We start from the raw sequence: 12,892 nt of genomic DNA, 5'->3' as shown, positions 1-12,892 counted from the left end.
GCAATATTAACGTCACTAAAGATTCCCTTATTTATACCGATAACCCTTTTGAATTAAATAAATCATTAGAAAGTCGTTCCGCTATGTAACCAATATTTTGAATTTTTTTTCATGGTATTTGTTTTATTGGCCAGGAAATAAGGGAAATAAAATGTTTAAACTGATCAACAATATGCGTGTCGGCGCCCGTTTAGGGGCCGCATTCAGCCTTGTCATTTTGCTTTTAGTCATTGTCAGCGGGATTGCAATCACCAAAATAAGCAGCATTAACACCAGTATTGAACAAATAATCAGCGACCGGTACGTGAAAGTCCGGCTGGCATTTGATGTTCGCGACGGCGTAAACGACCAGATTAAATATCTGCGGGGTATCGTTATCGATACTAAAAATCCTGAACAGAATAAAAAGCGTTATTTACAACTGGATGACACGGTCAAAAAAACCAATTTAGCGATGGATAAAATCGCCGCGATCCAATCCACCGTGACGGGCAAGCAGAAAATTAAAACGTTGCAGGAAGCGGGTGAAACCTTCGAAACGGCGAAAGAGCAACTGATTGCCTTAGCCCGTGCCGGTGACATGGACGGCGCGACCGAATTTGTTCTGCGCAAACTCACCACCTCGCAAAATGCGTATCTGGATCTGGCAACCGCATTTGCCAACTCTCAGGATCAGCAGTTGCAGGCTGAAGGTAAAACAGCGATAGCAGATGGCGCCACCGCCATTCAGCTGACGCTGATTTTCTCCGCGCTGGCGATTTTAATGGCGGCGGCGCTGGGCTATTTCCTGACGCGTTCGATCACCCGTCCATTGCATACCGCAGTAAAAGTGGCAGAAAACGTGGCGGCAGGGGATCTGACCACACAAATCCAGGTGATGTCGCAGGATGAAACCGGGCAGCTCATGCAGGGGCTGAAAAACATGAATGAAAACCTGCTGAAAATTGTGACCGAAGTGCGTGCCGGCACCAATGCCATCACCAGCGCGTCCAGCGAAATTGCTGCCGGAAACCTCGATTTGTCTTCCCGCACTGAACAGCAGGCCAGTTCGCTGGAAGAAACTGCGTCGGCGATGGAGCAGATGACCGCCACCGTGAAGCAGAACGCTGATAACGCGCGTCAGGCTAATCTGCTGGCCGCGCAGGCTTCCCGCGTGGCGGTGCAGGGTGGCGAAGTGGTGGGCGAAGTGGTGAATACAATGGAAGGTATCAACACTTCCTCGCGTAAAATCGTCGATATCATTGCAGTGATTGACGGCATTGCTTTCCAGACCAACATTCTGGCGTTGAACGCCGCCGTTGAAGCGGCGCGTGCCGGTGAGCAGGGCCGTGGATTTGCTGTCGTGGCTTCCGAAGTGCGCAATCTGGCGCAACGTTCTGCCAGTGCCGCGAAAGAGATCAAAGTGCTGATCGACGATTCGGTGGCGAAAGTGGATAACGGCACGCAACTGGTTGCCAAAGCCGGGGCTACCATGGCGGAAGTGGTGTCCAGCGTAAAAAATGTGACTGACATCGTGGGCGAAATTGCGATTGCCAGTAACGAACAAAGCACCGGCATTGAAGAGATCAACAAAGCCATCACTCAGATGGATGAAGTCACCCAGCAGAACGCCGCATTAGTGCAGGAAGCTTCGTCGGCGGCATACTCGCTCAATGAGCAGGCTGAGCGTTTATCTCAGGCGATCAGTATCTTTAAAGTCAGCGCCGGTTCGGCAACGGCGGCGGTGCGTAAAGCCGGGCAGACAAAATCTCCCGCCTTGCTGTCAAACCGTCAGCCGGTTCCGGCCGCTGATCAGGGCAACTGGGAAACGTTCTAAATCTCCTGTTAGTTTCTCAAAGTTTTCCGTTTCATGTTTAAAACCTGACAATTTCTGTCGGGTTTTTTACTTTCTGCCTCAGCTTTTGCCATAATCCCTTCGCCAATATAAAGGAGAAGGCTTTGATGATGAAAAATACCCTGCGTAAAATTGTGCTGATGGCGGCGGCTGTAGTGCCAATGCTCGCATTCAGTGCGGTGTCATGGGCGCAAACGGCGACAAAAATGACGTCTGTGCAGCAGCAACTTGCGGCGCTGGAAAAAGACAGCGGCGGTCGTCTTGGTGTGATGCTGATTAATACTGAAGACAATTCCCAGATTGCTTACCGCGCTGATGAACGTTTTGCCATGTGCAGCACCAGCAAGTTCATGGCCGCGTCAGCCATTCTTAAACAGAGCGAAACGCAAACGGAGTTGCTGAACCGCCGCGTCAGCCTCAAAAAATCTGATCTGGTAAATTATAACCCGATCACCGAAAAGCATCTCGATACCGGCATGACGGTAGGCGAACTGGCTGCCGCCGCCTTGCAGTACAGCGATAATACCGCCATGAATAAACTGATTGAGCAGCTTGGTGGCCCGCAGAAAGTCACGGAATACGCCCGTACGCTCGGCGATAAAACGTTCCGGCTGGACCGCACTGAACCAACGCTGAACACCGCCATTCCGGGGGATGACCGCGACACCACTTCACCGCGTGCGATGGCACTGAGTCTGCAACACGTCACGCTGGGCAGCGCGCTGGCTGAACCGCAACGCGCGCAACTGGTGGAATGGATGAAAGGCAACACGACCGGCGCGATGAGTATCCGTGCGGGGCTGCCTGCGACCTGGGTGGTCGGCGATAAAACCGGCAGCGGCGATTACGGCACAACCAATGATATTGCGGTGATCTGGCCGGATAATAAGGCACCACTGATCCTGATTACCTATTTCACCCAGCCGCAGAAAGACGCTAAATCCCGCCGCGATGTGCTGGCTTCTGCCGCGAAGATTGTGACGCAGGGTTATTGATTTACATTGAAAAGGACAAAGAAAAGGGCCCGCAAGAGCCCTTTTTGATTGCCGTGTAACGGGCAGATATGGGTTATGTTTAGAAACAAGAGAAGGGAATAGAATGTCCAGGCCGTTTTCAGGATCTGCGCAGGCGCTCATGATGTCATTGCTGACGGGACAGGCTACGCACTGGCAGCGCGCGTGGGTTCCGCTACCGTTGACCTCTTCGGTCTGGCAATCAGTCAGCGGCGTTTTATTTTCCAAAATACTGCAACCGGTCTGGTGGTGCTGCCGTTGCCCTGAGCCTGTGGTGACGGTGAAGAAAAACACGGTGTACTGGCTGGCTCATCTGGTTCAGGAACCGGGTCCGGCGGCTGATAAACTGTGGATTGATGCGGTGCGAACGCGCTATCAGATGCAGACCAACAGCATCCTTCCGCCGGAAACCGATGCGATTTTGTCGCAGGTGTTCCAGGATTACGTCACCTTATATGAGTTCTACCGCAAAGGTCGGGTTAATGAGCTGAATAATTAGGGAAATATCCGAAGGGATTGTTTATATACGCGGCGGACATTATTCTCTGTATTATTTCTGTAATAACCGCACCGATGTCGCGGTGTAATATATTTCAAAATTTATATCTGACGGCTATTCAGCCAGTTACTGCACCGTACTTTAATATCATCGCCCATATAACAGCCGCAGGCTATAATTAAACAACTTTCCTGAAAGACTGTTCACCGGGCATCAACCTCCGGTGCGACGTCGTAGCCGCAGGGGTATTGATGCCTGACAACGGTGTGATTTTAAGCCTGATATGTCGCGTGTTGACCCGTCGTTCCGCAAGACGGATGTGCTTTTTAGTGCTTTATTAATGACCGTGTAACGGAGTTAAGTCAGCACGATCGTTCATTAAATCATCAACATATTGATTCCTATAGGAAAGAATAAACAAATCTATACAAAATAAATTATTGAGGTGGGGGCAAAAAAGCCATATATTGGCCGCGTTTTTCATACGCTTGTAATTTTCTTAATCAAATTTATTCAATTGTGGCGTTCTAATAACACACGGTTGTAGGAGAGATATGATGACGGATAAAGTCCGTATTGACAGTTTTGGTGCGAATTCATTAAACGGAAACAATGAAACCTATTTGGCAAGACAAGCTGAATTTGAATCGAATGTTCGGAGCTATCCACGTAAGTTGCCTCTGGCAATTGCGAAGGCCAATGGCGTTTGGATCACGGATGTTGAGAATAATCAATATCTTGATTGCCTGGCCGGTGCGGGTACGCTTGCTCTTGGACATAATCATCCTGACGTGCTGCAAAGCATCCAAAATGTCATTACCAGCGGCTTGCCGTTACATACACTGGATCTGACAACACCGTTGAAAGATCAGTTCTCTGAATATCTGCTTTCTTTATTGCCACAACAGGGCAAAGAGTATTGCCTGCAGTTCACCGGTCCGTCGGGTGCTGACGCTGTTGAAGCTGCCATGAAACTGGCTAAAAAAGTCACCGGCCGTAGCGGTATCATCAGTTTCTCGGGTGGCTACCACGGTATGACACACGCCACACTGGCGGTGACCGGTAACCTGTCTCCGAAAGAAGCTGTTAATGGCATGATGCCGGAAGTGCAGTTTATGCCTTACCCGCACCAGTACCGCTGCCCGCTGGGCATTGGCGGTGACGCTGGCGTTAAAGCATTAACCTATTACTTCGAAAACCTGATCAACGACGTTGAGAGCGGCGTTCGCAAACCTGCGGCTGTCATTCTGGAAGCGGTTCAGGGCGAAGGCGGCGTGAACCCTGCTCCGGCTGAGTGGTTGCAGCGCATCCGTAAAGTGACTCAGGAACACGGCATTCTGTTGATCCTTGACGAAGTGCAGGCGGGTTTCTGCCGTACCGGCAAACAGTTCGCGTTCGAACACGCGGGCATTGAGCCGGATATTATCGTGATGTCCAAAGCGGTCGGCGGCGGTCTGCCACTGGCGGTTCTGGGTATTAAGAAAGAGTTCGATGCCTGGGCTCCGGGTCACCATACCGGTACCTTCCGCGGTAACCAGCTGGCGATGGCCACCGGCCTGACCACGCTGAAAATCCTGAAAGAAGAAAAAATCGCCGAGAAAGTGGCAGCGCAGGGTGAATGGCTGAAAGCCAAACTGGCTGACATGCAGAAACGCTATCCGGTTATCGGTCACGTGCGTGGTCTGGGCCTGATGATCGGTATTGAGATCGTCAAACCCGACGAAGCGCAGGATCACATGGGTTGCTATCCGGCTGACGGCGAATTGTCTGCATTGCTGCAGAAAAAATGCTTCCAGGCTGGCCTGATCCTCGAACGCGGTGGCCGTAATGGTTGTGTGCTGCGCCTGTTGCCTTCCCTGCTGATCACCAACGATGAGCTGGGTATTTTCCTCGATAAGTTTGAGCAGGCGCTGTTAGCGGCTGGCATCAAACCTGTCTGAGCGGAGTAAGAGATTCTGATGTCCGAGTTAAATCCGATTCTGGCAGGCTCAGCGCAAAGCACTGAAGCCTACCAGCAGGCCATTGCGCAGAGCAGTGAAGCTGTTGTGCAGTGGCTGAAACAACCTGAGATGTATCAGGGCAAAACCGTTGCTGAGCTGCGTGAACGTATCAGGCTGGACTTCAATCCAAACGGTCTGGGTAACCAGGCCGCGATTGAACGTGCGATTGAGTACTTTTTAAAAGACAGCCTGTCTGTGCATCACCCGCAATGTGTGGCGCATTTGCATTGCCCGAGTCTGGTGGTCAGCCAGGCGGCGGAAGTGCTGATCAATGCCACGAACCAGAGTATGGACTCCTGGGATCAAAGCCCGTCAGCAACCATCATTGAAATGAAGCTGATCGAATGGCTGCGTACTCAGGTGGGCTATCAGGCTGGCGACGCAGGCGTGTTCACCAGCGGCGGCACCCAGAGCAATCTGATGGGGCTGATGCTGGCACGCGATGCCTTCTTCGCGCGTCAGGGGCATTCCATTCAGCAGGATGGGCTGGTCGGTAATCTGCGCAAGATTAAAGTGTTATGTTCTGAAAACGCACATTTCTCTGTGCAGAAGAACATGGCGCTGCTCGGTCTGGGCTATCAGTGTGTCACGCTGGTGAAAACCGATGAGTTTGCCCGTATGGATCTCAACGATTTGCGCGAGAAAGTGGCACAGGCGCAAGCCAGTGGCGATCAGATCCTGGCCATTGTGGCGACAGCCGGTACCACCGATGCGGGGGCTATCGACCCGCTGCGTGCTATTGCTGAACTGGCGGCAGAGCAGCAGATTTGGGTGCATGTGGATGCGGCATGGGGCGGTGCATTATTGCTGTCCGAAAAATACCGCAATTATCTGGACGGCATCGAGTTAGTGGATTCCATCACGCTGGACTTCCACAAACAGTTCTTCCAGACCATCAGCTGCGGCGCATTCCTGCTCAAAGAAGAGCGTCATTACGAGCTGATGCGTTATCAGGCGGCTTACCTGAACTCTGAGTTCGACGAAGCGGCTGGCGTACCGAATCTGGTGTCCAAATCCCTGCAAACCACCCGTCGTTTCGATGCACTGAAACTGTGGATGGGGCTTGAAGCATTAGGGCAGAAACAATACGCCGCGATTATCGATCACGGTGTGACGCTGGCGCAGGAAGTCGCGCAATATGTGACTTCTGAAGCCGCGCTGGAACTGGTGATGAAGCCGCAACTGGCGAGTGTTCTGTTCCGTTATCGTCCTGAGCAACTGGCGGGCAGCAGCGATGCGGCTATTGCACTGCTGAACCAGAAAATCGGCGATGCGCTGCTGGAATCTGGCCGTGCTAACGTCGGTGTGACCGAGCATAATGGCGTCACCTGTCTGAAGCTGACCTTGCTGAACCCGACAGTAACGCTGGAAGACGTGAAAGTCCTGCTGGCGCTGGTTGAGAAAACCGCACAGCAATTGCTGAACGCATAAGTCATTACTGAAGCATAAGTTTCGTTCTGCGTTAACCCGCAGCAAAAAGCCGGTGATACAAAAGTATCACCGGCTTTTTTACGTCTGAATGACTTTCTGACCAGGATAATTCTTAATGCTGAGCGACAGGCAAAAAAGAACCCACCTCATGGGTGGGCTATTTAAGGGTATGGTGCTTACGATCCGCTGCTCTTGCGTCAGCTGATCTAAGAGTAATCCCAGACCCCTGTCCTGTTCAAGTCATTGACAAAAAAGTGCCACAAAGAGCGCATATTTTTGGGTGGCAGAACGCTTTTCGCATCATGCCCCGCACTCACCCAGACGTTATCACTCACCTTACCGGGCCTTTGTTATCCGTTTCGGGCACCGATTATCAGCGCGGCGACCAATGCAATTGAAACGAACGACATATAACCAATCACTAAAGCTCTTTTCATATCAAGCACCTCAGTTGAACGTTTTTTCAGAACATCGGGCTCACGCCAGAAATCATAGTAAACCGGACAGAACGTAATATAAATACCGATGACGTTAAGACGTCTGCAAAGTTTTACCTCTGCGGCAACGCCGGTTGTCTACCGACCTTTCCTATTCCTGACCCCTGCGCTGACCTGTTTCCTATACTGGAGGTTTGTGATTAATTCCGGGAGGGAAGATGAATTTTCTATCACGCTTTGATTTTATCGCGCTGGTGATGGCGCCGGTGTTCTGGATAGGTGTCGCGACGATGTGTGTCGTCACGCTTGTCACATACTGGCTGCTGAGCTGGCTGGTCTCGTTTTTGCGCAAGGGCGTAAAACGCTGGGGGGAGGTTAATGAGGCCAGCCACCGGATTCGTTTTATTCTGGGCGAGATCCTCAACCGGACGAGTAATTTGCTCATTTTCATTGCGGCTTTTTTGTTCAGCCTGCGGTTCGTTAATCTGCCCGATAATCTCTACAACACCATCAGTCACGCGTGGTTTCTGGTGCTGGCGTTCCAGATGGCATTGTGGCTGGATCAGGCGGTGGTCTCGTGGTTACGTCATATTATGCGTCAGCCCGGTATGAACAAAAATCCGGTAACGCTGGTGATCACCGGGCTGATTTTCCGGGCGGTAGTGTGGTCGGTGATGCTGCTGTCGATACTGGCGAATGTGGGCGTGAACATTACCGCGCTGGTCGCCAGTCTGGGCGTGGGCGGTATCGCTATCGCGCTGGCGATCCAGACCATTCTCAGCGATGTGTTCGCGTCATTATCTATCGGCTTTGATAAGCCTTTCGAAATTGGCGATTTCGTCGTTTTCAATGATGTTGCCGGTACTGTCGAACATATTGGCCTGAAGACGACCCGGATACGCAGCCTGAGCGGGGAACAAATTGTTTGCGGTAATGCCATCCTGCTCCAGCAAACGCTGCATAACTACAAACGCATGCAAACCCGCCGCATTGTTTTCAATTTTGGTGTCGCGATTAATACGCCGCCGGAAAAGCTGCGCAATATCGGTGACATGGTAAAGGAAATTATTATTGATGTCGGCGAAACGAAATTCGACCGCGCACATTTGCTGGGTTTTGGTACCGATCGCCTGAATATCGAAGTGGTCCACATCGTCAATACTGCCGATTACAATAAATACATGGATATTCAGCAGGAAATTAATATTCGTATTATTGAAAAGCTGATCGAGCAGGGGATCGAAATGGCATTGCCGAATATGATTGTTAAAACCCAGGCAGAACGCGACCGTTAAGATGGCGAGGACGCTATCAGGATGACCGGGGAGAAGCCAGGCCAGACAGCCATGTCTAGCTGGTCGCTCAGCGTAATTTCTTTATCGCTGAACAGATCCCGGTAGTGCCGGTAAGCAAGGTGGGGCGGCAGTACAATTTCCGCCTGCGGGAACCCCCGGGCTGGCAAACCCAGCACCAGACGCGGTGCCGCAACAATCACCGCATCGTCATTGTGCACCCGCGCAAACGCGATGATGTTTTCGGCGTGCTTGCCGGTTGCACTGAGCGGAACATAGTCCCCCTGCTGAAACAGCGCAGGTTTTTGCTGGCGAAGCCCGGCGAGCGTCGCCACGAGGTATTGTTTCAGCTGGCCGTTCAGCTTTCTTTCTGCCTGGCCCCGGCCCGTTTTATCATCCTGTCGTAACAACCGCGCCAGCCCGGCGAAATCCGGCAGACGGCGGTTATCCGGATCAACAAGACTGAAATTCAGCGCCTCGCTGCCCTGATAGATGTCCGGTACGCCCGGCGCCATCAGTTTGATTACCGTCTGGGTCAGGCTGTTCACCAGTCCGGCATGGATAAATGGCTGAATCGACGCATGGAAATCTTGCAGGAATAGCCGGTTTTCCGCTGAAAGCAGATGATGCGCGTAATCCAGCACGGCCTTTTCATAGTCTTCGTTGTTGTTATCCCAGTTGGTGCGCAGCTTGGCTTCCCGCAGCGCTTTTTCGACGAAACTCTGAAATCTTTCGTCGAGTTCCTGCAAACCCTGTTCATCTTCAGGCGTCAGCGTGACCGGCCACGCGCCCGCCAGCGCCTGATACAGCATCCATGTCAGCGCAGGGCGCGGTGCCGGGCCATCGGGAAGCATAATCACCTTTGACTCGTTCATCCGGTGCCAGCGTTTTACACAGGCGGCCCAGTCTTGTGGCGCTTCGGTCAGCGTAAACAGTCTGGCGCGGGCATCTTCCCCCCGTTTGGTGTCATGCGTGGATGTCGCGGAAAGCGCCGCCGGTTGCTCTTCGCGGCGTTTTATCATCTCCGTATGGAAGCGGCTGAGGGAGAAGGTGCGAATTAACGGTTCAGCGCCGACTTCGTTCAGCGCCAGTTCCATGTTCTGGCGGAAGAAAAGTGTGTCTTCCACCGATTTTGCCATCAGCGGTCCGGTCAGTTGCTGAAAGCGGGTACGGAATAAACCGGCCTGCGATGCCGCCGCAGCAGAGGTTTCTCCACAAAGAATACGCGCCAGAAACGCAAGGATTTCAGGCTGAACGGCAAGGGCCGGGGCGCTGACCTTGCGCAGGATCTTGTGCAAAAGCGCGGTGTCTTCTGCGGGCATACCCTGTTCGGTGCCGTAAGTGCGGTACACCGGAAAGGCGATCAGTAATTCGCGCAGCGCGGTACGGATATCATTTTCGTCATACATCGTGCCCCCGGTCCCGGCGATGCTGTTCGCCAGTTCCCACAGCGTGGTGTACTCGCCTTCGAAATTCTTTTCCACCATCATAAGCTTGGCCGCACGCAGCTCGTTGCGCATGTCCACCGGTTTGCCGACCACACTGTCGTAAAGATCGCTAAGCACTGCGATATTTTCATCGTTGACCAGCACATCCGAAAGCGAGGCAATGAACTCATAGCCGGTGGTGCCGGAGACCGGCCAGTCCGGCGGCAGGCGCTCGCCTTTGCCCAGAATTTTCTCCACCGTGATATAGCAGTCCGGCCCGGCCTTCTCCCGCAGGCGTTCAAGATAGGCTTTGGGATCGGCAAGACCATCCACATGATCGACCCGCAGGCCATCGGCCACACCGGAGCAGACCAGCTCGAGGATCAGCCGGTGCGTATCATCGAAAACTACCTCGTCTTCCACGCGCACACCCGCGAGGCCGGTGATTTCGAAAAAGCGCCGGTACGAGAGTTCACGGGGCGCGTCACGCCAGCACATCAGGCGGTAGGGCTGGCGCTCATGTAATTCAGCCAGTTCTGTTTTGCTCAGGTCATCTGTTTTAGACGCCGTGAGAGTGCCGGGCGCAACGGGATAATACGTATCGAAATAGGCGAAAGCGGGCTGACCGGTTTTGGGATCCGGCTTCAGCACAATGTCGCCTTTTTCCAGCGCATCCTCAAAAGCGTCCCCGAGGAAAGGCAGCGTCAGGCGACGCGACCAGTCGATATCAAAATGGCGTGCATAACGGCTCTTTTTGCCATGTTCAATGACGTCACGCCACCAGATATTCTCAAGTGAGGCCGCCATATGATTGGGCACAATGTCGAGGATCAGCCCGATCCCCGCCGCTTTCAGCGCCTGTACCATACGGTCGAAACCTTCACGCCCGCCAATCGTCGGGTCAATTTCGTTGGCGTTGGTAACATCGTAGCCGTGCGTGGAACCAGACGTCGCTGTAAACACCGGGGAAGCATAAAGATGGCTGATCCCAAGTTGTTTTAAATAGGGGATAAGCCCTGTCGCGGTGTCAAAGTTCAGTCCATTACGGAACTGAATGCGGTAAGTCGCGGTGGGGATTTTCACAGTAAGACTCCTGGCGCAAAACGGACAATAAGGGAAGCGGGCACCGACGTCGCGGCATCCTGCGGCCAGGCAAAGATCGTTTCTCCTGGCAGTTCAGGAAGCGGATGCGTGTCCTGGCCAACGTTGAGTACCAGCGAAAGCGTGCCACGGGGGAATGTCCATTTAACGGAGAGAAAACCGGTTGAGGTTTCGACAATCTGGCCGACTTCTCCTTTCGCAGGCGTCAGTAAGGGCACGATGTATTTCCGGCGCAGCGCCAGCAGCTTGCGGGTCAGCGCCAGGGTGTTTTCGCCTTCGGGATGTGTCAGTTTCTGCCAGTCAAGTTTCGAATTTTCGAACGTACTGAGAGCGTTAGGATCGGGGACCGCGTCGTTGCCGTAACCGTTGTGTCCTTCAAATTCACGGGCGCGCCCCTCGCGAACCGCCTGCGCCAGCTCACCTTCAAAATCGGTGAAGAACAGAAACGGATTGGTTTCGCCGTATTCTTCGCCCATAAACATCAGCGGAATATGCGGCGATAACAATAAGGCGGCGAACAGAACGCGCGTACGTTCAGCGCCAGCCAGCGTGATCAGCCGGTCGCCGTGCGCACGGTTACCAATCTGGTCGTGATTTTGAATGAAATCGACAAAGGCGACCGGCGGCTGTCTGCGGCTGACCGTACCGCGCGGTTTAGCGGTTTGCGGCGATTTTTCGCCCTGATACGCGAAACCTTCCGCTAACGCGCGTGCCGCCAGTTTCTCAGGGTTCTGCGCGAAATCCTGATAGTAGGCGTGCGTTTCACCGGTGCTGAGAACGTGAATGGCGTTATGGAAATCGTCATTCCATTCGGCGGTAAACAGTGGGACGGTGCCGTCGGCATTACGCGGGTGTAAAAAGATGACGTTGCGGCTGTCTTCGGTGGTCAGATGCACCGGGCGATCGGTGATCGCTTCGCGAATTCGTTCGGCGATTTCAATCAGAATATGCGGGGAAGAGGTGTCTTTCATCTGATCGATGGCATCAAAGCGCAGGCCGTCAAGCCGGTATTCTTTTAGCCAGTACAGCGGTGCTTCCACGATATAGCAGCGGGCCGCTTCGTTTTGATAATCGATGCCCGCACCCCAGGCCGTCATGCGTTGAGCATCGAAGAAATCCGGCGCGAGCAGTGGCAGATAATTACCTTCCGGACCAAAGTGGTTGAGCACGATGTCCAGCACTACGGAGATGCCGACACCGTGCGCCGCATCGACAAACGCCTTGAAATCATCCGGCGAACCATAAGCGGAGTGAGGCGCGTACAGCAAGACACCGTCATAACCCCAGCCGCGTTGCCCCCCAAATTGTGAGAGCGGCAGCACTTCAATCATGGTGATGCCGGTTTCTGCCAGATAAGCGAGTTTTGCCTGCGCGGCGCTGAAAGTGCCTTCGGGTGTGAAGGTGCCGATATGCATTTCATAGACGACGGTTTCTTCCCACGGGCGGCCTTTCCAGTGGTGATTTCGCCATGCATAGCCCGATGATGAGGTGACCAGGGAAGGACCGTTGACGCCTGCCAGCTGGGCGCGCGAGGCAGGATCAGGAACCGGCATGCCATCGGCCAGAATAAACTGGTACTCCTGACCGGCAGAAACACCGGTTGCCACAAACTCGAACCAGCCGTTTTCCGTCGGCTGCATTTCTCTGTCTTCGCCGGAAAGTCTCAGCGTCATGTTGGCCTGACCCGGCGCCCGGACCCGAAAGCGAACTGTCCCGGCGGAAATGAAACTGGCCCCCCAGCTTGTCGTCAATGCATCGCGTTGCATCACTTTACCTCGCAAAATAGTCGCGTTAACCGGCCGTTAGCCAACGAATAATAATCATAGTCGAGGATGAAAAAGAGGGCGATCCTGTGGGA

At 53.3% G+C, this 12,892-nt stretch carries 8 protein-coding genes; 6 read left to right on the top strand and 2 right to left on the bottom strand.

The features are described 5' to 3' along the window. Nucleotides 1–151 precede the first annotated feature (151 nt). From HGO41_RS04410 to HGO41_RS04385, 6 genes are all read left to right on the top strand, one after another. Nucleotides 152–1,816 carry a methyl-accepting chemotaxis protein gene (locus tag HGO41_RS04410; protein ID WP_013578128.1) on the top strand — a complete coding sequence of 555 codons (1,665 nt, stop codon included), beginning with the start codon at nt 152–154 and terminating at the stop codon, nt 1,814–1,816. Nucleotides 1,817–1,941: 125 nt separating this feature from the next. Continuing rightward, the gene (blaRAHN, locus tag HGO41_RS04405) at nt 1,942–2,829 is read left to right on the top strand and encodes an RAHN family extended-spectrum class A beta-lactamase (RefSeq protein ID WP_121019894.1); all 888 of its coding nucleotides are present in this window, start codon (nt 1,942–1,944) and stop codon (nt 2,827–2,829) included. A 103-nt stretch (nt 2,830–2,932) separates the two neighbouring features. Beyond that, a complete protein-coding gene (locus tag HGO41_RS04400; protein ID WP_041673406.1) occupies nt 2,933–3,346 on the top strand; it encodes a hypothetical protein in 414 nt (137 codons plus the stop codon). A gap of 554 nt (nt 3,347–3,900) precedes the next feature. Beyond that, a complete protein-coding gene (locus tag HGO41_RS04395; RefSeq protein WP_014416667.1) occupies nt 3,901–5,286 on the top strand; it encodes a diaminobutyrate--2-oxoglutarate transaminase in 1,386 nt (461 codons plus the stop codon). 18 nt (nt 5,287–5,304) lie between these two features. Further along, nucleotides 5,305–6,777: a pyridoxal phosphate-dependent decarboxylase family protein gene (locus HGO41_RS04390; protein ID WP_131637467.1), complete on the top strand. Its 1,473-nt coding sequence runs from the start codon at nt 5,305–5,307 to the stop codon at nt 6,775–6,777. 655 nt (nt 6,778–7,432) lie between these two features. Beyond that, entirely contained in the window at nt 7,433–8,509 is a 1,077-nt protein-coding gene (locus HGO41_RS04385) for a mechanosensitive ion channel family protein (RefSeq protein ID WP_013578133.1), read from the top strand. On the opposite strand, the gene treY is transcribed toward HGO41_RS04385, so the two are convergent. Together treY and treZ are read right to left on the bottom strand one after the other, a co-directional pair. Next, nucleotides 8,506–11,016, bottom strand: a complete 2,511-nt coding sequence (gene treY / locus HGO41_RS04380; RefSeq protein WP_250980811.1) for a malto-oligosyltrehalose synthase — start codon at nt 11,014–11,016, stop codon at nt 8,506–8,508. The genes HGO41_RS04385 and treY overlap by 4 nt on opposite strands. Continuing rightward, a complete protein-coding gene (gene treZ / locus HGO41_RS04375) occupies nt 11,013–12,800 on the bottom strand; it encodes a malto-oligosyltrehalose trehalohydrolase (protein WP_250980810.1) in 1,788 nt (595 codons plus the stop codon). Before treZ ends, treY begins: the two co-directional genes overlap by 4 nt. Between the last annotated feature and the right edge of the window lie 92 nt (nt 12,801–12,892).

It is taken from the genome of Rahnella sp. CG8, assembly GCF_023701875.1.
GTDB classification, from domain to species: Bacteria; Pseudomonadota; Gammaproteobacteria; order Enterobacterales; family Enterobacteriaceae; genus Rahnella; species Rahnella aceris.
The sequence above is the reverse complement of the archived record's forward strand: the minus strand, read 5'-3'. Positions and strand labels throughout refer to the sequence as shown.

Bases quoted from the DNA above. Each gene is read 5' to 3' on its own strand.
- HGO41_RS04400 (WP_041673406.1), top strand. From the start codon at position 2,933: ATGTCCAGGCCGTTTTCAGGATCTGCGCAGGCGCTCATGATGTCATTG.
- HGO41_RS04395 (WP_014416667.1), top strand. From the start codon at position 3,901: ATGATGACGGATAAAGTCCGTATTGACAGTTTTGGTGCGAATTCATTA.
- HGO41_RS04390 (WP_131637467.1), top strand. From the start codon at position 5,305: ATGTCCGAGTTAAATCCGATTCTGGCAGGCTCAGCGCAAAGCACTGAA.
- treZ (WP_250980810.1), bottom strand. From the start codon at position 12,800: ATGCAACGCGATGCATTGACGACAAGCTGGGGGGCCAGTTTCATTTCC.
- blaRAHN (WP_121019894.1), top strand. From the start codon at position 1,942: ATGATGAAAAATACCCTGCGTAAAATTGTGCTGATGGCGGCGGCTGTA.
- HGO41_RS04410 (WP_013578128.1), top strand. From the start codon at position 152: ATGTTTAAACTGATCAACAATATGCGTGTCGGCGCCCGTTTAGGGGCC.
- HGO41_RS04385 (WP_013578133.1), top strand. From the start codon at position 7,433: ATGAATTTTCTATCACGCTTTGATTTTATCGCGCTGGTGATGGCGCCG.